The organism is Pectinatus cerevisiiphilus (assembly GCF_004341685.1).
Lineage (GTDB): Bacteria > Bacillota > Negativicutes > Selenomonadales > Selenomonadaceae > Pectinatus > Pectinatus cerevisiiphilus.
In genome coordinates this window covers 1-23,049 of sequence record NZ_SMAA01000002.1, presented here as the reverse complement: position 1 = coordinate 23,049, position 23,049 = coordinate 1, and the positions used below count along the sequence as shown (strand labels likewise).

The 23,049-nt window shown below is 35.6% G+C and carries 21 protein-coding genes; 1 reads left to right on the top strand and 20 read right to left on the bottom strand.

Features of this window, described 5'->3' with window-relative positions:
* Positions 1-50: 50 nt before the first annotated feature.
* From EDC37_RS01260 to thiD, 5 genes are all read right to left on the bottom strand, one after another.
* A complete protein-coding gene (locus EDC37_RS01260) occupies positions 51-1,652 on the bottom strand; it encodes a mannitol dehydrogenase family protein (protein ID WP_132547126.1) in 1,602 nt (533 codons plus the stop codon).
* Positions 1,653-1,664: 12 nt separating this feature from the next.
* Complete coding sequence (gene uxuA / locus EDC37_RS01255; RefSeq protein ID WP_132547124.1) at positions 1,665-2,744, bottom strand: mannonate dehydratase; 1,080 nt, start codon at positions 2,742-2,744, stop codon at positions 1,665-1,667.
* Positions 2,745-2,986: 242 nt separating this feature from the next.
* Positions 2,987-3,343 carry a chorismate mutase gene (aroH, locus tag EDC37_RS01250; RefSeq protein WP_132547122.1) on the bottom strand — a complete coding sequence of 119 codons (357 nt, stop codon included), beginning with the start codon at positions 3,341-3,343 and terminating at the stop codon, positions 2,987-2,989.
* Between the two features lie 142 nt (positions 3,344-3,485).
* The gene (locus EDC37_RS01245; protein ID WP_132547120.1) at positions 3,486-5,078 is read right to left on the bottom strand and encodes an ABC1 kinase family protein; all 1,593 of its coding nucleotides are present in this window, start codon (positions 5,076-5,078) and stop codon (positions 3,486-3,488) included.
* Positions 5,079-5,123: 45 nt separating this feature from the next.
* The gene (thiD, locus tag EDC37_RS01240; protein ID WP_231040058.1) at positions 5,124-5,948 is read right to left on the bottom strand and encodes a bifunctional hydroxymethylpyrimidine kinase/phosphomethylpyrimidine kinase; all 825 of its coding nucleotides are present in this window, start codon (positions 5,946-5,948) and stop codon (positions 5,124-5,126) included.
* 246 nt (positions 5,949-6,194) lie between these two features.
* Here thiD and EDC37_RS01235 point away from each other — a divergent pair, with 246 nt between their 5' ends.
* Positions 6,195-7,007, top strand: coding sequence for an HAD family hydrolase (locus EDC37_RS01235; protein WP_132547116.1), 813 nt, complete (start codon positions 6,195-6,197; stop codon positions 7,005-7,007).
* A gap of 225 nt (positions 7,008-7,232) precedes the next feature.
* On the opposite strand, the gene EDC37_RS01230 is transcribed toward EDC37_RS01235, so the two are convergent.
* The 15 genes from EDC37_RS01230 to EDC37_RS01165 form a co-directional block, all read right to left on the bottom strand.
* Entirely contained in the window at positions 7,233-8,579 is a 1,347-nt protein-coding gene (locus tag EDC37_RS01230) for a sn-glycerol-1-phosphate dehydrogenase (protein ID WP_132547114.1), read from the bottom strand.
* Between the two features lie 39 nt (positions 8,580-8,618).
* A complete protein-coding gene (locus EDC37_RS12485) occupies positions 8,619-9,137 on the bottom strand; it encodes a zinc-binding dehydrogenase (RefSeq protein WP_231040057.1) in 519 nt (172 codons plus the stop codon).
* Entirely contained in the window at positions 9,052-9,663 is a 612-nt protein-coding gene (locus tag EDC37_RS12480; protein ID WP_231040056.1) for an alcohol dehydrogenase catalytic domain-containing protein, read from the bottom strand. Before EDC37_RS12480 ends, EDC37_RS12485 begins: the two co-directional genes overlap by 86 nt.
* A 77-nt stretch (positions 9,664-9,740) precedes the next feature.
* On the bottom strand, positions 9,741-10,445 hold the full coding sequence (locus tag EDC37_RS01220; protein ID WP_132547112.1) for a ribulose-phosphate 3-epimerase: 705 nt from the start codon (positions 10,443-10,445) through the stop codon (positions 9,741-9,743).
* 72 nt (positions 10,446-10,517) lie between these two features.
* On the bottom strand, positions 10,518-10,970 hold the full coding sequence (rpiB, locus tag EDC37_RS01215) for a ribose 5-phosphate isomerase B (protein WP_132547110.1): 453 nt from the start codon (positions 10,968-10,970) through the stop codon (positions 10,518-10,520).
* A gap of 38 nt (positions 10,971-11,008) precedes the next feature.
* Positions 11,009-12,046, bottom strand: a complete 1,038-nt coding sequence (locus tag EDC37_RS01210; protein WP_132547108.1) for a zinc-binding dehydrogenase — start codon at positions 12,044-12,046, stop codon at positions 11,009-11,011.
* Positions 12,047-12,145: 99 nt separating this feature from the next.
* Positions 12,146-13,408 carry a PTS galactitol transporter subunit IIC gene (locus EDC37_RS01205; protein WP_132547106.1) on the bottom strand — a complete coding sequence of 421 codons (1,263 nt, stop codon included), beginning with the start codon at positions 13,406-13,408 and terminating at the stop codon, positions 12,146-12,148.
* Positions 13,409-13,543: 135 nt separating this feature from the next.
* Positions 13,544-13,828, bottom strand: a complete 285-nt coding sequence (locus EDC37_RS01200) for a PTS sugar transporter subunit IIB (RefSeq protein ID WP_132547104.1) — start codon at positions 13,826-13,828, stop codon at positions 13,544-13,546.
* 15 nt (positions 13,829-13,843) lie between these two features.
* Positions 13,844-14,308: a PTS sugar transporter subunit IIA gene (locus tag EDC37_RS01195; RefSeq protein WP_132547102.1), complete on the bottom strand. Its 465-nt coding sequence runs from the start codon at positions 14,306-14,308 to the stop codon at positions 13,844-13,846.
* 197 nt (positions 14,309-14,505) lie between these two features.
* Positions 14,506-16,425, bottom strand: coding sequence for a BglG family transcription antiterminator (locus EDC37_RS01190; RefSeq protein ID WP_132547100.1), 1,920 nt, complete (start codon positions 16,423-16,425; stop codon positions 14,506-14,508).
* A 341-nt stretch (positions 16,426-16,766) separates the two neighbouring features.
* A complete protein-coding gene (rpe, locus tag EDC37_RS01185; protein WP_132547098.1) occupies positions 16,767-17,435 on the bottom strand; it encodes a ribulose-phosphate 3-epimerase in 669 nt (222 codons plus the stop codon).
* 237 nt (positions 17,436-17,672) lie between these two features.
* Positions 17,673-19,037, bottom strand: a complete 1,365-nt coding sequence (locus EDC37_RS01180; protein WP_132547096.1) for a sugar porter family MFS transporter — start codon at positions 19,035-19,037, stop codon at positions 17,673-17,675.
* A gap of 185 nt (positions 19,038-19,222) precedes the next feature.
* On the bottom strand, positions 19,223-20,647 hold the full coding sequence (araA, locus tag EDC37_RS01175) for an L-arabinose isomerase (RefSeq protein ID WP_132547094.1): 1,425 nt from the start codon (positions 20,645-20,647) through the stop codon (positions 19,223-19,225).
* A 121-nt stretch (positions 20,648-20,768) separates the two neighbouring features.
* The gene (locus tag EDC37_RS01170) at positions 20,769-22,418 is read right to left on the bottom strand and encodes a xylulokinase (RefSeq protein ID WP_132547092.1); all 1,650 of its coding nucleotides are present in this window, start codon (positions 22,416-22,418) and stop codon (positions 20,769-20,771) included.
* A 212-nt stretch (positions 22,419-22,630) separates the two neighbouring features.
* Positions 22,631-23,049: transposase (locus EDC37_RS01165; protein ID WP_207900812.1), on the bottom strand; the 419-nt coding region annotated here is incomplete at its 5' end.

Sequence of the window (23,049 nt, the reverse complement as noted above, 5' to 3'; positions counted from 1 at the left end):
ACATCTATATTTGAACCAGATTATATTACACCCTGTCCAATCAAACTTTACTAAACATATTTTTTCAAAACATTTCTAACCGCGCCTTCGCCTGCAATAAGTTCACTAAAATAACCTTCCACTTTTTGCCCTAAACCAACTTCATAAAGATTACTGCCAAAAATATTTTTATTTGACAAAATTTCTGTTAATTTACCAGTTGCTGTAGCAGGTTCTCCCAATTTTATATTCGTTAAATTTTTTTGCAAATATACAAGCATCGGATCTGGACTAGGTACAAAAGAATGCCCATTATCATCAACCCCCAGTAAGTATCGACACCATCCTGCTATAGCCAGTGGTATATATTTTAGTTTACGTGCATTTTCTCCATAAGCTTTTATTGTTTCTCCAAAACGGATACCCACCTTTTGCGATGTATCCGAAGCTATACGCTGCGGTGTATCAGGTATATTAGGATTACTAAAACGTTCTTCGATAACTTCATCAATAAATTTCTTAGGATCTAAAACTTTCGGATTTACAACAACAGGCAACCCTTCCTGATACCCTATAAGTTGAATAAGTTTTTTAAGTTCAGCATCCTTCATTTCGTCCGCAATTGATTTATACCCCAGTAAGCAACCATATACCGCCAATGTTGTATGCAATGGATTAAGGCAGGTACACACTTTCATGTGTTCAACCTTATCAACTGTAGCTCTATCTACAAAGATAACGCCTGTTTTTTCTAACGGTGGACGCCCGTTGGGAAATTTATCTTCTATGACAAGATATTCCGTTTTTTCCGCATTTACAAACAAAGATGATTCACTTTTCCCTGTAGAAATTAGGTCAGCATCCTGAAAACCACATTTTTGCAAATCCTGCCGTACTCTTGCAGAAGGTTGCGGCGTTATTTTATCAATCATGCTCCAAGGAAACGTTACTCTATTTTCATTCTGTATATATACTAAAAAATCTGGATCAAGGAAATTATTTTTTATCCAGCTTTCAGCAAAAGTTGTTACTGCTTCCTTCAGCTTGTCACCATTATGTGAACAATTATCCATGCTCAGAAGAGCTACCGGTTGACCACCAGCCTTATAGCGTGAATATAACAAAGAAGTAACGCACCCCATCGGGCTGCTTACATTTTCTGGTCCGTTTTTCATATCCTCAACTACCGCGGGAAAATAAGCTTCATTATAATCCTTTAATTTATAAGCTTTCTCGGTAATGGTAAAGCTGACCATTTGTAATGAGGGTGCAGTAAAAATCTCCTGCATACGCTGCCAATCTTTCTTTTCTTTTGCATCACAAATAAGCGATTCAGTTATATCGCCGATAACCTCTTTCGTAAATGTTCCATCTGCGTGCATAGTAACTGCTACACTCAAATTATCATAAGGTCGATATAATTTAGTTATCACTTCCTTATTATGTGTTGTTGCTACTATAATCCCTGTCGATACCAGTGATTTTTCCAGTAATTCCTGCTGTAAGCGGGCTATAAATGCACGAAATATATTTCCTCCCCCAAAATGCAGCCATTGTGGTTTCATTTTTGTTTTCCTGATAACTTCAGCATCAGAAAAACTATATGTCTTTATACCCGCTTCATGCCATTGCATTTTATTTGAAGCTATATTTTCCCGATTCAACCGCAGCATACAAATCCTCCTTTATTTCTTACCATATATACGGTTAATTGCATCCCACAAACCACATAAATAATTTGCACCAAGAGCTCTGTCGAACAACCCATATCCAGGCCGCCCTTTTTCATTCCAAATCATGCGGCCATGGTCAGGCCGTATTGGTCCATCAAAATCTATATCATATATAGCCTTCATAATTTCAAATATATCTAAAGATCCCTCTTTCGATTTATGGGCGACTTCATTGAATACCCAAGGTTCATGTACTTGTACATTACGTACGTGCATAAAAGCAACACGCTTTTTCTTGCCAAGCTTACGTATAATATGCGGAATATCATTTTTAAGATTTGAACCAAGTGAACCTGTACAAATAGTAAAACCATTACTTTCACTGTCTACCATATCGGCAATTTTATCCAAATCTTTTTCATTTTTGACAATACGTGGTAAACCAAAAACAGAAATAGGCGGATCATCAGGATGTATTGCCATTTTTATCCCGCATTTTTCAGCTTCTGGTATAACAGCACGCAAGAAATATTCCAGATTATTTCTTAGGTCATCTTCCTCCATTCCATCATACTGCTTAAATAATTCAGTCAATTCTCCTAAACGTTCCGGTTCCCAACCAGGTAAAACAAAACCATTGCTATTTCCTAAAATCGACTTTACCATATCTTGTGGTTTTTTACCGGCAATAAGGTGATAATCGTATGCTAAGGCTGTAGAACCATCATATAAAGGTTTCGCCAAATCGGTGCGTGTCCAATCAAATACCGGCATAAAATTATAACAAACAACCTCTACACCGGCTTTTGCTGCATTTCGTAACGATATGATATAATTTTCTATATATTTGTCTCGACTCGGTAAACCTAACTTTATATCTTCATGTACATTAATACTTTCAATATCCTTAAAATACAAATTATTTTTTTCGGCCTGTTGTTTCATTTTCAGCAACGGTTCAAGCGGCCATACTTCCCCTACAGGAATATCAAATAATGCTCCAACGATACCATCCATTCCCGGTATTTGCCCAATTTGCTGCAACGTTATTTGATCGTCCTTTTCTCCATACCACCGAAAAGTAAATCGCATTTTTATACCCCCATTTATATTTTTTTGCAATTAAATCAAAAATTCAAACAATTTCACTAATAATTTTATAATTTATAAAGTTTATCTCTATATAAAGTATACTACCATGCTAGTATGATAATTGCAATACTATTTATTAACTTTATTTATATTAAATAAATGAACTTCAACCAATCATTAAAGACAAATAAAAAAACCACTTTGAATAAGCTCATCCTCTTCAAAGTGGTTCACACTAAATCTTATTTTATATCCGGTCTAAGCATCTTAGCCCGACGCAAATAAATATGTTTTATTTCCTTCTGGGGTTTATCAGTATCCACCAAAAGCAATACCCTGACGCATTTGGTAATACTGCCTTCTATCTCCAGCTGTTGTGCATCAAAGAGTGGTACTAAATCCCAACCTTCCATTTTCCGTGCCGCTGCTGCCGGAAAAATGGCATTTATATCATTTGTTGCCGAAAAAATAGCAGCCCCTATATCGCTTGTAGCAAGTTCATTTTTAGACATAATTTCTTTCAGCATTTCCTGTACTGCATTACAAACTTCTGTGCTGTCATTTTTTTCCACAGTTATTGCACCGCGTATTCCACGCAAATAAATTCCCTCCCTAAAACTATGCAAAAAGTTACCTAATATTATTATACTCTGCAAATTATGATTATCTTTTTATCTCCAGTGAAGATTCGTCAATCTATTTTAATTAAAATTAAAACCAATTAATCATCATAATAGGTAACTATCGATGTCGCCAAATACTTATCAATAGTCGGGCACACAAAATAAGTGCCGCCAGATACCCTAAAATTCCTAAGAACGGGATTTCCAAAAATTTGGGTGTCATATTAGTCGTGCAAATTATAGATGAACCCAATAAAAGTGCCGAACTTATTATCCCAATAATAAGCTTATTTATCATTTTATCTATGCGTTTCAATGGTTCCTCAGAACCTGTAAGATCCAGATTTACCTTTGTCTGCCCACTCATTGTCATTTTGATCATATCTGAAATCTGTTCAGGCAGCTGCATAGAACGATACAACAAGGAATACCCTTCCTGCCGCATTTTCTTCAATTCATTATGCCAGTTGAAGTCTTTAGAAAAATCACTTTGCATCCGTTCTTTAAGTATATCTACAAAATTTATATTAGGACAAGTAATCTGCATAATTCCATCAATAGTCATAATACCTCTTGCAAACATGCTTAGTCCCGGTATAATTCCCATATTATGTCGACGTAAAACAGCTATTATGTCATGTGACAACCTGCCAAGATTAAGTTCCTCAAAGCGCAGGTCACTATATCGCAGCATCAAGGTATCTATATCTTCATATAATTTTATATGGTCTATTCGTCCTTTTGGTATACCTAACGATAGTATAGCTGATTTCATCGAAAAAGTATCATTATGTACTAACGCATAAATAGCTTTTTTTAATGCATTTCTTTCCTGTTGCGAAAGCCGCCCCATCATCCCCAAATCTAGCCAAACAATCTTTCCATCGCGTACCCAAACATTGCCAGAATGCGGATCTGCATGGAAATATCCATCTTTTATAATCTGTTTTATATAATTTTTAGCAAGATTACGGCCTAAAGTTTCTACATTATAACCGGCTTGTTTTAATTTATCAATTTCATCAATGCGTATCCCGTCTACATACTCCATGACAAGAATCCGTGCCGTAGTCAATTTTCTATAGACATGCGGACATTCTACATGTGTGTCGTCACTGTTCAGGTGCCGAAATTCATCAATGTGGTCAGCCTCCATCATAAAATCCATTTCCTGTTTGGTAATTGTCCACATTTCATCAACTACCGCCGTAAAATCCACTACATCACGTGATTTACTAAAGATTTGCAGCAAGGCTACTGTCCTTTTGAGCAACATGATATCCTGCGTCATGATGTCATAGATTCCTGGCCTTTGCACTTTGATGACGACTTTTTCTCCTGTTTTCAATACAGCACGATGAACCTGCGCTATTGAGGCCGATCCCAATGCATTTTCATCAATCTGTTTAAAAACATTGCTCCATTTTTGTGCATATTCTTTTTCAATTACTTCTTTTATAACTTCAAAGGGAAGCGGGTTTGCTCTCGTCCTTAGTTTGCTCAATTCATATATATATTCATTAGGCAAAAAGTCAGGACGCATTGATATGACCTGCCCTAATTTCACAAAGGTTGGTCCCAGTGCTTCAAGGATAAGTCTCATGCGCACTGGGTTCATGCCGCGTACCGCATCATATTTACGTAATACTGACAGCATCTGGCGCAACCGCATAGACGAACTTATATAGCCATATTTATCGCGTTTTAACATATTTTTCAGCACCATATTGTTACCGTCCATTTCAATAATAAGAACTCAATCTAAAATTTCTTTTGAAATCCACGTATTAGCTGCCATGTGATTTAACGGTCCACTGCCTGCGCCCAAGTTCATCTTAGCCTGCAATGCTAAGTTTATATATTTTTTCGCATATTTTACACTTTCGTACACATTTAACCCGTTTGCTAAATTACACGCTATAGCTGAAGAGAGCGTGCATCCTGTTCCATGTGTGTTCTGGTTATCTATTTTGTACCCATGGTACACATAAGTAACCGATTGATCCCGCAATACATCAACAGCGCTGTCTATTAAATGGCCGCCTTTTACCAATACCGCACCATCACGCCCGTTATTTTGGTAAACTTGCGTAAAAATTTTCTTTGCAGCCTGTTCCATTTCTTCTTCAGAAGTTGGCTCTATACCGCATAACATTTTAGTTTCAGGTATATTAGGGGTTATAAGAGCAGCTATTGGCAGCAACTCTTCCCTCAATGCTGTCACGGCTTCTTCGCCCAAAAGACGGCTGCCCGAAGTGGAAACCATTACAGGATCTACTACTATATTTTTTGCATTATACTGCACCAGTTTCTTAGCGATTATTTTTATAATATCACTATTGGCAACCATCCCTATTTTTACCGCATCGGGATATATGTCAGAAAATACCGCATCCATCTGCATAGCCACAAAGTCAGCATCGACTTCCATAATGCCACTCACTCCAATAGTATTTTGGGCGGTCAAAGCGGTTATGACGCTCATAGCATACATTCTATGTGTAGTTATTGTTTTTATATCTGCTTGAATACCTGCTCCACCGCTGCAATCAGAACCGGCTATCGTTAAAATTTTTTTCATAACCTCATCCATCCAGTATTATAATATTTCTGATATCAACAACACTACCGGTCATAATATGCCACCGGCCTTTTTATTCATCTATAGTATAATATATATTATACTGTATCAGAGCAAATATTTCCTATTTATTTTACCAATTAAATAAGTTATAATAACCGCAGATAACAGCATAAAAATTACGTTTATACCTCAAACATGTTTATATATGTATTTTAAGAAAATTTAAAGGAATGAAATCTTATTATGCCAATAAAATTAATTGTTACCGATCTTGACGGAACATTATTAAACGGGAAAAAATTAGTAAGTGAAACCAACATCAAAGCTTTCCATGCCGCCCGTGAACATGGCATTGATATTTCTATTGCGACAGGTCGAATGCATTTCGCCGCCGCTTTTTTTGGTAAACTAATAGGCGCGCAGGTACCTGTCATTTCCTGTAACGGCGCAATGGTCCGTGATGCTTATACAGATAAATTAATATCTGAAAATTATATTGACAATGAAGCCACTGCGGCGATCTTATCCTTTCTTATTGAAAACCATGTATATTGCAGTTGGTATATAGGGACAGGACGGTTCACCCCCCATTTTTCTTGGGACATGTTTTCCGGCTACCATACTATAGATAATTTTAAGGTTACGGAAGTAGGCGACAATTATAAAGCCTATACTAAAAACGTTACTCAAATAGTTTTGCGCAGTAACACTAAATTACCCGCGGATATAATTAAATATTTGCAGGAACATTTTGCCAAGAGCATAAAATTACAACAAAACACCGGTTATACTATTGATGTTACTCCTCCTGGCATTAATAAGGCTGTTGGCTTAAAATGCCTTGCCAATTATCTGCATATACCCAAGGATGAAATATTTGTATTGGGTGATGGTGATAATGACGTTGCTATGTTAAAATATGCAGGTATTTCTGCTGCAACGGCCAATGCCATACCAGCAGCAAAAGCCGCTGCTTCTTTTGTCACTGATGATTGTGATAATGACGGTGTGGCTAAAGCTATAAATAAGGTTCTCGATATGTATTATTCAAATTAACTCTCCATATAAATATAGTTTTTTAAATGATAGTCAAATATTAATATAACCCGGCTTTGTTTTCCCCTACAACTACTGACTAAGAGTATTTTTATAACTTCCATTTCATTTGAAGTATACTCTTATATAAAATTATCCCCTTGTGTTAGCCTTAAACTCTAACATAAGGGGATAGTTTGCATATCAATAACTTTTCACTTTATAAAAAATTTTTTGTACCTACAATCAAGACATTTGTTCTAATTGTGTACAAACCTTATCAGCCACTTCTTCTAATTTCCCACAATCAAATAACATCTGAAGAACACCATATCGATTACGTAGTTCTTTCGCATAAACCAAGGCATTTCTAAGTAGTTCATGAGAAATGCCTACATGTTGTGGCAAATATGGTTCATGAATTTTTTGCATACGTTTTATCATTACATTTACATCAGGTAATGCTTTACTTATTTCTATTATTTCTGCCTTATGTGCAAGAACGTTTTTCATACGATATGCAGATTTATCATCTCTATTTTTATTTACCGTTTTTTCTAACTTTAATACACCATCCGCAGCTGGTCCATATACTTCTTTTATTTTATTTTCCCAAACGGCTTTATCAAATGGTTTTTTCGTAAAATCGGTTTCATGCTGCAATAAGGCCATTGCCTCTTTATATATATATAAGGCAGCAATCGTAGCAATACCGACTAATGTTCCATGTAAAATATCATGATGTCCTTTTTGGAGAAACATCATTTCCCAAAAATGTGCCATTTGATGTTCACACCCTGATGCTGGGCGGGAATTACCACAATAGCTTATTCCTGTACCTGCCCATACCAAACCTTCCATGACTGAAATAATTGCTTCTGGATCTCTTTGCGCTATACCATTATCCGCAGCTTTAGCTGTCTTATTAACAGCATTATACATTATTTCCACAATACTCGGGCAATAATATTCATCATTGACAATATGGGAGAATTTCCATTCCACCAGACAAACATATTTACCAAAAACGTCACCAGTTCCTGATGTTATCATATGCTCTGGTGCATTCTTTAAAATATCAACATCTCCTATAATAGCCCAAGGAAAGCCGAGTTTTTCATATGTTTGCTTCATATCATCAACAATAAGCGGTGATACCGCAGATGCATAGCCATCCATTGATGGTGCTGTTGCTATAATAATATACGGACATTTCAATTTTTGTGAAACAAAACGTGTCATATCATTGATTACACCCGAACCAACAGCTATTATAAAATCACAATCATATGGTATATGCGTAAATATTCTACCTATATTGAATTCATTAGGAATTAACTCATCATCCTGAAAAACAAATTCTGAATAATCAACTCCAGCTTTTTTCAAGGCTTCATATACTTTTTTACCAGCGACTTTTATTGTATTTTTATCAGCTATTATGCATATACTTTTGTGTTTTTCTACCTTAACATATTCGGTCAATTTTTCTATTACATTATATCCTATATCAACATGAGCAATATCACATTCATGGTCATGTCCACATTTACAGCTTATTTTTTTATTAAGATGTTCGCTCCAGTTTACCATACAAATACTCCTTATATATTTTCACCAATAATTGATATCTTACGGACAAAATATAACCTTCCCAGTAACCTTGCCATTTACAGCATCTTCAAAAGCTTCTGGTCCTTTTGCTAAAGGTATTTCTCTATCTATCAAAGGTGTTGTTTTTAAAATTTTCTTTTCTAGAAAATGTACACAAGTTTTCCATTCTTTCCCTGGAAAAGGTCCTGATATGGCATTCCACGTACCAAATATAGAAAGTTCATTGCGCACTATTCTTTCAAAACGAAAGCGATTTATATTGACATCATTATATGGTATTCCCAGATAAACTACCTTTCCCCCTTTTTCTGGTAAAGCTAGCACTTGCGCAGATGTTTCAACCGTTCCTGCTGCTTCTACAGCGATATCCACACCCTTACCTTTAGTCAACTCATAAACTGCTTCATAGGGATCTTTTCCCACTGCATTTATAATATTATCTGCTCCAAGTTTAAGTGCAGTTTGCAAACGAGCTTGATTTATATCTATAGCTATTACCCGTTTTGCTCCTGATATTATTGCCCATTGCAGTGCCATAGCCCCCACTGTTCCACACCCTAGTACAGCAAACTACATCTCCTGCCTGTATACCTCCTGCATTATATAAACCATGCACAGCCACACAAGATGGTTCTATAATTGCAGCCTCATCATAAGCTACTGTATCTGAAAGTGCAACTACATTTTCTTCTGGTAAAACAATATATTCAGCAAAAGCGCCTTGCCGATACGCACCTATGACAGAAAGTTTCTCACATTGTGCATATTTCCCTTTTTTACACGAATCACATATCCCACAATATAATGCAGGACAGGCTGTAACTTTTTGCCCTTTTTTATAATGTTTAACAGCTTTACCAACAGCCACTATTTGTCCAGCAAATTCATGTCCCCATGTCATTCCTTTTACATATGGTCCTAGTTGCGCATAACGATGAATATCTGAGCCGCATATCCCTGCTGCTTTTATTTTTATCTTTATGTCATTATCATGCTCTATCTGAGGTTCCGCTATATCTTCAAAACGAATATCATGCTTTCCGTGCAGACATAATGCTTTCATAATAAATCCTCGTTTTCATCTTCTTAAAAAATTTTCAGCAAAACTTATACTACATAATCAATTAAGTTCTAATATTATCAATTTTGTGACAGCACTGTGTGTATAGGTACTAACATTTTTTCTATATTTTCTTGTATACTTCTTTCCCGTAAAAATAATCCAGATGTGCCCCCTGTAAATATAGTTGCCCCCGCTTCAGCCAACATCCCTGCTGTTGATGCATTGACATTACCATCCGCTTGAATTCGTGTATCTATGTTAGCAGATTTAAGCATACTATACATCATTTTTATATGCTTAATTGCATCTTGTTTTATTTTTTGTCCAGAAAAACCAGGATTGACTGTAAGTTTTAGTATCCATGCAACATTTTTAGCCAGCTCAATAAAATCAGTTTGTGGTGCAGTATCAGCCTTATATGCCAACACTGGTTCCGCTCCTAATGCTCGTATTTTAGAAAAAATCTTATGTGGATTTTGTCCTTGCATAGCTTCATAATGCACCGCTATATAATCTGCACCCTTAGCCGCAAAAACATTAATATACGGTTCTACATCATACACTGCCAAATGCACTTCTACTGGTAATTTAGTATTATTTTTTAAATACTGGCAAAGCAAATCACCTAATATATAACATTTGTTAAATTTCCCATCAACAACATCATAATGGAAAAAAGAAACTGTACTGTTTTCAACAGCTTTTATGTCCTCATGCATATGTCCTAAATCCATACAAGAAACAGATGCTGATATTGCTGGCATAGGTAAATTTATTTTCATTTGCTTCTCCTGCTATTATAAAATTCATTTATTAGTATTTATTAATATTTACATATTACCTAAGCTATATTTTTAATGTTGCTTTTCATAATCCATCATGGCTTGTACTCTTTTAGCATATTTACCACCAAGATGTTTTGTATTAAGCCATGTTTGAGTAAACTCCCAAGCCATATAAGGTGCTATTATCCTTGCTCCCATGCACAGTACATTCGCATCATTATGGGCTCTTGTCATTTTAGCCGAGAAAAGATCAGTAACAAGTGACGCCCGTATACCTTTCACTTTATTAGCCATCATTGACATTCCAATTCCCGTCCCACAAATTAAAATTCCCCGCTTCTGCTGCGGATCTGCAGCGACTGCTTCACCAACAGCCACTGCATATACCCCCGCATCTACGGATGTTTCATTATGGGTTCCTTTATCTTCAACAGTATAGCCTGCTTCTTCTAGTTTCTTTATAATAAATTCTTTCATCCTAAAACCAGCATGATCGCTTCCGATTACTATAGTTGTCCCCATACTAAACACCCCATTCATTTTTATACTCAGATTAGTTTTTAGTCAATAGGTTTAAAAATGACCTTAATTGCCTCACCACTTTTTATGAGATGATATGCTTTATCCCATTCATTTATGCCAAGTTCATTTGTTATCATCTTAGCTGCATTAATAGCCCCTTTGCTCATTAAAGCTAAAGTAGGTTCCCAATCATGTGTATTCTGACTTCTTGTTCCCGTTACATATAATTCTTTCTGAATTATTTTGGAAAAATCTACATCTACTACATTTTTTGCAAATAAACCTACCTGAACGTATTGACCTTGTTTACGCAACAAATCCATACCCAATTGCATTGAAGGAACTGCTCCAGTACAATCAAAGCAAACATCAGCACCATATCCATCAGTAAGTTTTTTTACTAACTCTGCTGTATTCTCTGTCTGCACATCAACGATATAATCTATAGCAAATTTTTCTTTAGCAGCATCAAGTCGTTCTTTATCTTTAGTAAGCCCTGTCATTACAACGATACCATCATATGATTTTACTATTTGTGCCACTAAAAGCCCTATAGGTCCTGGTCCCAGTACTAATACAATATCGTCCTTATTTATCTTTGCCCTACTGACTCCATGATAAGCACATGCAGCAGCTTCCGTTATAGAAGCATCTCTGCAACTCACACTTTGGGGTAACCGATGTACACTTGCAGCACGTGCAATTACATATTTTGTAAATGCGCCATTTTGTTGTGTACCAATTCCTTTTCGCGTAGAACAAAGATTGTATTGTTTTTCTTTACAATATCTACACTTTCCACATATTTCAAAAGTGGTTTCGGACGTTACTCTATCACCAATTTTAAAACCGGTTACACCTTCACCTACTTCAGTTATTACCCCAGCAAATTCATGCCCCAATATTAGATCAGTGGCATCATAATTATAATGTCCTTCAAATGTATGAACATCACTACCGCATACACCCGCATATTCGACTTGTATCTTCACTTGCCCTATGCCTGCTATTGGTTCTTCTTTATCAATAAGCTCAAAGTGGCCGCCACCCGGTTGTGTTTTTACCAAAGCTTTCATAAAACGATATCTCCTTTAAAACATAAATATATCAAATATACCAGCATCACAAGCACCAGACTTATGGCTCTGTTATGTTGAAAGTAAACTTAAATGAACTTAAATAAATTGAAATATTTTAATGACAATCCAGTTTAAGAAATTACCACCAAGATCAAGACTTGAAATCATTGTCGTATTTTCCGGCATTTGGAAATTTGCCGCAACAGCCATAGATGTATGGAATTGAGCAATATTCGTTGCCATCAAAAGAGCTAACCCCATAACAACGATTCCTGCTAAAACAGAATGAACAATATTACCTTTCGCTGCACCTACAATAAATGCTACATAAAAACAAATTGTTGCCAAATCACCAAAAGGTAATACATTATTTCCAGGAATCACTACAGATAAAAACAAGGTACATGGTACTAATACAAGAGCAGTAGCAATAACTGCAGGATGTCCTACAGCAACCGCTGCATCAAGACCGATAGTCAATTCTCTATCTTTACCAAAATTTTTCTTTTGAAGATATTCTTTAACTGACTCTGATATAGGAATTAACCCTTCCATAAGGATTTTAACCATGCGAGGCATTAAGAACATAACGCCCGCCATTATAATCCCAATTTGGAGTATTTTCCCCACCGGATACCCAGCAAGAATTCCAAGTAAAATTCCCAATATTAAACCCATCATAAGAGGTTCACCAAAAATACCAAAACGTTTCTGAATAGTATCTGGATCTGCCTGTAAATTTTTAATACCAGGAATTTTACTAATTAATTTTACAATAGGAATACCTATAAGACCTTGGGCGCAAGTTGATCCTGTTGGGAACGAAAGGCCCTCCATCCCAAAATAATTTTTAACAATAGGAGCAGTCCAGTCAGCAATTTTCAAAACTGCAATTTCATAAATAATACCAGCTAAAATAGCAAATCCCCAGTTTCCTCCAGTTAATACAAATACAGTTGCTGAAGCCGCTGCAAAATGCCAATAATTCCAAATATCAATATCAACAACATTTGTTGCTTTTGTGACCAACATGATGATATTAACAACCATACAAATTGGTATCATAAATGCAGCCACTGGTGAAGCCCATGTCATAGCTGCCGCAGCAGGCCAACCAACGTCAATAATATTCAAAGCTAATCCGTAACGCGTAACCATTTGATGTGTAGCATCACCTAAATTGGAAGTTAATAAACCAATAACAAGGTTAATACCAACAAAACCTACACCTATTGTTACACCTGATCGAAATGCTTTTTTAAACCCTTGCCCGAATGCCATACCAATAATAGTGATAACAATTGGTAGCATTACCGTTGGCCCCAATCCTAAAATAAATTGAACTACTTCTAAAATCATTTTAATCTCCTCCTGAAACATAAAATTACATTACAAAATTCAACGATAGAATAATTGTGAAATATCATATATTTATTTATATTTTGTTTTATTTAACAATTTTTCTAGATGTGACTTTAACTGAGGGGGAATTTTTTACTTTAATGCATCCAATATTTCCTTATCTGTCTTTTCGGTATTCATATTGGTTAAATAATTTAAAGCTTTTACTACCGGTATTTTATATTCTCTTGGTGGTATAGTAGTTGTAACTAACACTGTAGCCTGATCTTCATAGCTACCTACTTCAGCAATCTTGCATTGTATTACCTTTGCTTTAACATGATTCTTATCGAGCAACTCCTCTACTTTTTTACAAACAACTGTAGATGTTGCAATACCTGTGCCGCACGCGACTAAAACTAATTTTTCTTTTTGCATAATAAACGCTCCCTTTTATAATTCTAATCTTTTACGTATGAAATCTTTAATATCTACAGAGTCATGCGCTTTTATTATCTTTTCTAAAGCACCCTTCTCTTGTAATATTTTCATCAATTTTTGTAACATTCCAAGTTGTGCATGTTGTTCCTTCATCGCCAGCATAAAAATTATTCTGACAGGAACTTCTTCATTCTTCTCACCCATTATCACAAAATCTACGGGTTGAGAAAGACATGCTACACAAATAGCCGGTTTATTCACATGTTCAATATCAGTATGAGGGATTGCTACTCCATATGGCGATGTCGGTAATCCTGTGGCAAAAACTTTTTCACGCGCGATAATTGCATCTTTATAGGATTCTTTTACATATCCAAGTTTTTGTAAGTTATTCGCCATTTTAGAAATTACTTCCAATTTATCTTTCCCATCAAGATTTAATAAAATTAATTCTTCATCTAATGCTATTGCGCTCATACAAGTATCCCCCTATTGTTTCTATATAGTATTCAGCAAACAATATTTTTATTTGTCATACACTTACTCTTAGTTAAAATTCTATCTCTATTTTGGATATCACTAAAAATTACATTCCCCAAATATATTCAATTTATATTTGTTGCAAAAGTTTCTTTATATTTCCATCAATATTTAAATACTTAATTAATAAGCATCTAAAACATTTCCATAAATTCTCTTAAAAATAAATCATATGATTTATTTTCCAGCATAGAATTTATACCATTTTTCAATTTAATATAGTTGTAAAGTTTCAAAAACATTGTTTCCCAAAGATTTGCATTATTTTTACCAATATTGAGCAAAAATATAACTTGAACAGGAAGATCCTCCCACATGATAGCCTTATCCAAAATAAGACAAGATACAAAGGATTTATTATCTTCGTTATACATAGGATGAGGAATAGCAGCCAAATCCCCTATAGCTGTTGACGCCATTTCTTCCCTTTCAAAAACTAATTCTTTTATTTTACTTGTCATCAAACCTTTTTTTATCGCTTGATCTGTCAAAAAATGGAGGCATTCGTTTTTTCCTTCAAAATTCTTATTTATATAAAAATTTGTTTTAGAAAAAAACGTTTCAATCTCAATTTTTTCTGTTTTATTTTCTCGAAAAACTTTGTTCTCTATTTTTACAATATCTTCTTCCTTTAGCATATGATTTATCATTATCACTTTATCTGAGTGGATTCCTTTTAAAGGAACTGTGGTAAACACAAAATCTGTATTATCCATTATAGAATTATCCACTTCATACCCAGGTATAATTTTCATTATGTTCAGTCTATTATTAAAATGTTCTTCTATTTTCGCCTTAAGTAACACTGACATACCAAGTCCAGCTGAACAAACAATAACAACATTTTTTGCTTTTATATTTTCTTTGATACCATTACGGCTTATTGCCGCTCCAAAATGTAACGCAATATAGCCTATTTCATTTTCATTGATCTTAATATTGTCATATTTTTCAACGATTTTTCCAGCTATAACGCCCATTTGAAATGCTAATGGATAATCATTTTTTATAGTATCCAAAAGTTCATTACGAATAATCATATGGAATTCTATTCTGGTCAAGGCTATATTCAAGTGCAACATTAAACCATCACGCAGATATTCATCATTAGTAAAATCAATTACCATCTTTTCATTAATTTCTCTTAAAATGACATCTACCAATTCCTTCACATGGACTTTATCTGCTGATTCTCCCATATCAAAAACTTTCTTACTAGCTAAAAGGCATTGAGCAATATAATAAATTTCTGCATATGATAAATCTATCCCATCTTGTTCATAAATTTCAGCAACAATATCTTTAGCCACATCATATTCGAAAGTATTGCTTATTTTCTGTGCAAGACTCGCTGAATATAAAACAGTTTTATTATATTTTGACCGTTGGACAGCTATAGCTGTATGTGCACATAAATTTTCTTTTGCATCATCAGCCAATTGTAGTTTTCTTTGATTCAAAATTTTTTTGATTATTTTATCTATCTTTACCATGTCTGTGTTAGGCAATATTTTCTGATAAAATGGTTTAAAATTATGCTTGTTTATAAATTCTGCCATACAATAACGAATTTTTATCTCTTCACCGTCAATAATCATTCCTTTCCCTTTATACTGCACAATTTTCAAATCATACTTACCAAGTATCTTCTTTGCATCACATAAATGTGCTTTCAACGTAGATACACTGACAAACAACATATCCGCTAAATCCATTTGGGTTATAGGTTTTTCTGAAAAAGTATTTTCTAATAATTTTGCTATTATACAATTAATTCTTTCTTCTGAAGTTTCAAAATTAATATTATCCTGTCTAGATAGTTCATCTTCAAGCTGCCCCACATTTTCTATATTATTAATATGATAACCTCTATTTGGTATAGCAATAATATTAACATCATGTGGTTCAAGCAATTCCTGCAAAAATTTTATATCTGATCTGATAGTCCTTGAGGAAACGCCTAACTGTTTTGCCATCTGTTCGCCTGTTATTCCATTAGGATAATTTTTTAATAGTTCAAAAATTCGCTTACTACGTTTTTTCAGCTTGACCATTTTAGTCACTCCCTAACCTAAATTCATTCTAACAAATTTTTATTTACTGTCATAGATGAAATGTTTTCCAGAAATACGGAAAATTTTCTGATACACAAAAAGTAATTTCCGCATATATCTGGCAATATTAAATCATTATCATAACAGTAATGATTATTCTTATACCATTATAATAGTGTATTATTCTTATACACCATCTTTATTTTCATATTATAATAACTACACCATTAATCTTCCCAAAAACATATTTTTTTCTAAAATACCCCCTATAAGTTTGGATCTAAAATCCAACTTATAGGGGGTAACTTATTTACAACATAGCTTTTATCTACGTTATTTTTTTAAAATATTTCAATTGCCTTACGAAAGGTTGCAACATTATCCTCGATTTGACGCTCCTTAAACATAGCGGAACCAATAACAATATCTGTTGCTCCTGCTTCAATAACTGTTTTTATATTATGTATATTTATGCCACCATCAACCTGTATAACAAATTCGAATTTATTTTTATCTCTCCACTCTGCCAAATCTGCTATTTTTTTCGTACTCATTGGCAAATATGCTTGTCCACCAAAACCGGGTTCGACAGACATTACCAAAACTTTTTTAAGTAATCCATCCCGCGCCACATATTTCAGTGATTCATAATCAGTAGCCGGATTCAGCACTACCCCACCGTCCATGCCCAGTTTTTTAATAGTTTCCAAGGTATGATATAAATGGACACATGCTTCTTTATGGACAGTAACGCTATTCACACCAGCATCAGCCAGTCCCGCTAAAAGTGCGTCAGGCTTTGTCACCATTAGATGTGCATCAAAATTTGTTTTCGTATGAGGACGCAAGGATTTAATTGTACCGGTTCCAAAAGTGATATTATCAACAAAATGCCCATCCATAATATCAAGATGTATATCCTCAATCCCACTCTTTTCCAATCTTTGTACATCATCGGCCAGGCAGGAAAAATCAGCCGACAAAATTGAAGGTGATAAAACTATTTTCATATTGCTTTTCTCCTTTTGCAAGATATTACACCACAGATATCAATATATATATTCTATATAGTATTAGAGTACACAAAGTCAGCATCAATGTTGGCGAATGCTTAAAGTAATAATTATATTATCATATAATTATCCAAGGTTCAAATATTTAGAAAAAAATACCGAAGCAGCTAAGACCTTCCTGCTTCGGTATCATATACAACATTATTTAATTCTTTTCGATGCTAAGATAACGGTTTATTTATCTGTTTCCTGCGCTTCTATTGCTTCCAATGTGCGACCACGAGTTTCCGGAACACGCATTTTTACAAACAACACACCCAGCATACAGATGATGCCAAAAATAGCAAATACTGCTTCCTGTGACATAGCCGCAGTCATGATAGGGAATAACAGTCCAACGAGCCATGAACCGATCCAGTTAAAAGAAGATGCCACCCCTGCTGCACGGCCACGAACCGCCAAAGGAAATATTTCCCCGACAAGAACCCATGTTATTGGTGCCCATGTTGCAGAGTAGAACGCAACATAAATACACAAGAAAAATACGATCATCATTGGACTCGTACCAGGTACAAGCCAATTTATAATTGCTGGTAAAATAAACGACAGTCCCATAACAAAACCAGCAACCATTAAAAGTGTACGTCTATTGAATTTTTCCGCGATCCAAATATATACTAATGAACCTAAAACAAGAATTACACCTTGGATAATAGGCCACATCAGTTCATTGGTAGCCGCACTACCAGTTGCCTTTTCTACAATTAATGGAATATAGTAGAAAATAGCATTAGCGCCCTGAAATTGTTGAAACGCGGCAACTCCGACACCAGCAATGATCAAATAACGATATTTACTGCTCAACAGACTGCCCCAGCTAGTCTGATGTTCTGCACGATTTTCTTTTTCTGCAGTTTCCTGTATATCTTTTAGTTCAGCATCAATTTCATTTTCCGGCCGAACATAACTCAATACTTTGCGAGCTTCATCATAATGCCCATTTTTTATAAGATAGCGTGGCGATTCTGGCAAACGCAAAACGCCCAAGAACAAAACTATAGCTGGCAGGCATGCAAATCCCAGCATCAAGCGCCATGACATTTCCCCTGGCAGATCCTTTAGTAAAAAGTCTATAACATATGAGATCAACATCCCTGAAACAATCATCGTCTGGTTAATCCCAGAAAGACGACCACGCAGCCGCGCCGGTGCCAATTCCGAAATATAGGCCGGTACCAAAGCAGAAGCTGCACCAACGCCTAAACCTAAAAATGTACGAATTATTATCATATAGGTCTGTCCATTATCAGGAGCTACACCTGATAACAATGCAAAAATGGCAAATAATACTGCCGATAATAAAATCATTCTGCGTCGTCCCAGTTTATCGGCTAACTGCCCTGCTAAAGCTCCACCAAAAATTGCCCCGAACATAACAGCAGAAGTTATCCAGCCTACAGTTGACGCATCGGTAAGCTGCCAATCATATGTCAAAAAAGGCAAGGCTCCGGTCATAACACCAATATCATAACCAAAGAGAATCCCACCAAATGCCCCAAAAAAATAAATATAACTGCTTGATATCTTTTTCTCTTCCAAAATTTTACACCTCTCCACTTAGATAAGAAGTCATTTTAAAACATTAGGGATATTTCAAGCTTTATATAAGTAAAAAATATCCCTAATGCATCCTACAATGACGAACTGATTGCTAGCATTACCATAAATGCCGCTATCTACATTTAAACTGACCATCAATTCATATTTATGGTAATATAATGTTTTTATTCAATTGCAATTGATTTTATACCAAACATTTTAGCTAAATCATTTATTTGTTCTTCTGTCAAAGCAAATGAGAAAACAGAATGATGTCCGCCACCATTTTCAATCCATTTAATCGAACCTTTTCTCAAGCCTACTTTAGGTGTCCATAATTGTTTAGCTACTGGTAAATGTGGTGTTTCCGCTTCTGGTTTATTACCATTTACAGGATAGCTCAACAATTGGAATCCGTCAGCAAAATGAGAAAGTGTCACATCGATAGCATCGCCTTCTGATCCAGTAAATACAAGCCTTGCCGGATCTTCTTTACCACCGATATCAAGTGGATGCACTTCAACGCGTGGTTTTTCACTGGCAATAGACGGATCAACTTCCAGCATATGCGCACCCAAAATAGCTTCATGACCCTTACGTAAATCAAGTGTATAGTCTTCCATAAAAGCAGTTTTCTTATTATGTGCCATAATTTTCATCAGTCTGCTTAGGCCAGCTGATTTAGCATCACCTTCAGCACCAAATCCATATCCGTCGCGCATCAGCAGCTGAGTTGCCAGTCCAGGTAACTGTGTGAGCCCGTGCAAATCTTCAAAGTTAGTAGTAAAGGCTGTATAACCACCGCGTTCCAAAAATCTTTTAATGCCAATATATTCTTTCAACTGGCCGCGTACTGAATGTTCAAATTTGCTTGCATCATTGTTTCCCTGAACCAATGTATAATTTTTTTGCAGTTCTTTGTATTCTTTATCGATATCTGCTTCAGTGACTTTTTCCAATTCTTCCACCAAGTCACCAACGCCGTAATAATCAATTGTCCAACCCAATACTATCTGTGCTTCTACTTTATCAAGTTCAGTAACAGCAACATTACGCATAGTATCGCCAAAACGACATATTTTAATTTTAAAGCTTTCATCATAAGCAACAGCTACATCTTCCCAACGAGCGATTTCATCCTGCACATCCGCATCGCCCCAATAACCGTAAACTATTTTATTATTTAAATGCAACCGGGCATTAATATAACCATATTCACGATCACCATGTGCACTTTGGTTTAAATTCATATAATCAAAGTCAATAGTAGCATAAGGGATTTTATTCAAATACTGAGTAGCTAAATGCAATAATGGTTTTTGTAATAATTTAGTGCCACGAATCCAATTTTTGGCTGGTGAAAAAGTATGCATCCAAGTGATTACGCCTGCCACTTTATCATTATAATTTACTTCTTTCATAAATTTTGTGATTCCATCAGCAGTCGTCATAACATCTTTAAAAACTATTTTATACGGTAATTTACCACTATCATTTAGTTTTTTTACTACATCCTTTGCATCTTCAGCCACCTGTTTCAATTGTTCTTCACCATACAAGAACTGGCTGCCTGTAACAAACCAAAATTCATATTCTGGAATCGATAACATTTTTCATTACTCCCTTAAATATACAATATTGTTTAAATAAATATTTCTTAATTTGTAAATTTTCAATTTATTATTTTATAAAACGGTATTTTTTACAGCATATTCTTCACTATAAAACAGATTAAATACCGTTTAAATAACCACCCAAAAACCTACCGTTACTATTTTTTTCTACAAGCATATCAATTGCCGTTTTTTCTACAGGCAATCCAGACTGATAAAGCTTAATATATTTTTCACAGCCTTCAACACCTATCGGTTCAGGATTCAATGTCAGTGTTTCCGGTTTTTCAAAAACTTTCTGATCTAAAAAATCATCCAAGCTTAAACCGCTATCTTTTTCTCTTACATATGCCGCCAAGACAGCCATTCCCCATGGGCCTCCCTGACTTGCCGTTTTCATAACCGTAATCGGTGTATTAAGCGCATTAGCCAGTATCTGTTGCGCGATCACAGGTGTTTTAAATAAACCACCTTGCGCAATAAGCACCTCAGTTTCGATATGTTCTTCATTCATCAAAATATCCATACCAATCTTCAATGGCGCAAAAGCAGCATAAAGCTGTGATAATACGAAATTGTCTAAATTAAACTTGCAATTGGCAGTTCTGACAAACAAAGGTCTGCCAGATGGCATTTTAGTTATATTTTCACCAGATAAATAACTATAATTAACAAGGCCACCCGCATCCGGTTCAGCTTTCACAGCCACAAGGAATAAAGCTTCATACAATTTATCAGGCTGCAAATCAATTCCCAATCTACCTGCAAACTGTTTAAAAATTTCTGCCCAGGCATTGATATCCGACGAACAGTTATTAGTATGGACCATCGCTACTGGAGAACCGTCAGGTGTCATTACTACATCAATATCACGGTGAACTTTTCTCAGCGGTTTATCTAAAACGACCATTGAGAAAGCTGAAGTTCCTACTGAAACATTGCCTGTTCTTTTACGCACACTATTGGTCGCGACCATACCTGTACCAGCATCACCTTCCGGTGGTGCCATTATGCTGCCACTTGCAAGTATGCCTTTCGCGTCCAGCATAGCAGCGCCTTCCTTCGTCAGCGTTCCCGCTGGCTGACCTGCCTTTAATACTTTAGGAAGTATTGCACGAATATCCCACGGGTACGGTTTCACCTTTTCCATATTACTAAACAGGTTCATAAATTCAGCATTATAATTGCCTGCCTGTTCATCAATCGGAAAAGCACCTGATGCATCCCCTATACCAATAACTTTTTCACCTGAAAGCTGCCAATGCACATAACCGGCCAAAGTAGTCATAAAATCTATTTTAGCGACATGTTCTTCATTGTTTAGTATTGCTTGGTACAAATGGGCAATACACCACCGCTGTGGAATATTAAAGCCAAATAACTCTGTCAGTTCATCTGTAGCAGCTTCAGTCATGTTATTACGCCATGTTCTAAAAGGCGTCAGTAATTTCCCATTTTTAGAAAAAGTCAGATATCCATGCATCATAGCACTGACACCAATAGCACCTATCTTCACCAAAGGTTGATGGTATTTACTAAAAACATCAGCCGCTAAGTGCTTATAACTTTCTCTGATTCCGTCCCAAACCTGCTCCAAGGGATATGTCCATATACCATCTTTATATTGGTTTTCCCACACATAGCTCCCTGAAGCTATTGTTTCAAAATCATCTGTAATTAGTACCGACTTGATCTGCGTAGACCCCAGTTCAAGTCCAAGTGAAGTGCGACCTTCTTTTATCGCTTGTGAAGTCTCAATTAAATTCATCGAAAACAGTACACCTCCTTATACTCACTCCAATTCGTCATACTTGTTTATAAACATCATACAACTTTATATATATAATACAACTTATTCATTGAGATGTAAATATAGAATGAAAAAATTATTAATAATTTTTTCACTATTGTAAACACTTCAATTTTTCCAGGTACTGTCAATATTCTTTCGCAAAATCATAGACCTCATTGCTACTAAAGTTAGCCAAGAATTGTCTCGGTACCGCATTCATACAGATGCTTCATATCCATATATTTTTTCGCACCCCATTGAGTGCTTACTACATGGCGAAGCCTAGCACAAACAAGCATTAATGCGCTTTCTCCATCAGGGAAAGTGCCAATGACGCGAGTACGGCGTCGTATTTCTCGGTTGAGCCGTTCAATAGCATTGTTGGTACGGATTTTCTTCCAGTGTTCTTCTGGAAAATCCATATATGTCAGTGTCTCAGCAATCTCATCCAGTAGTTTATCTGCCGTTTTCTTCAGTTTCATCATACGTAGCTTTTTAGCTACGAGTTCGGCCTTTTCTAAAGCAGCGGCTTTGTCTTCTTGGGCATGAATTGCTTTGAGCATGCGACCCACTTCTTTTCCGTGTTTTCTAGGAACAACTGAGAAGA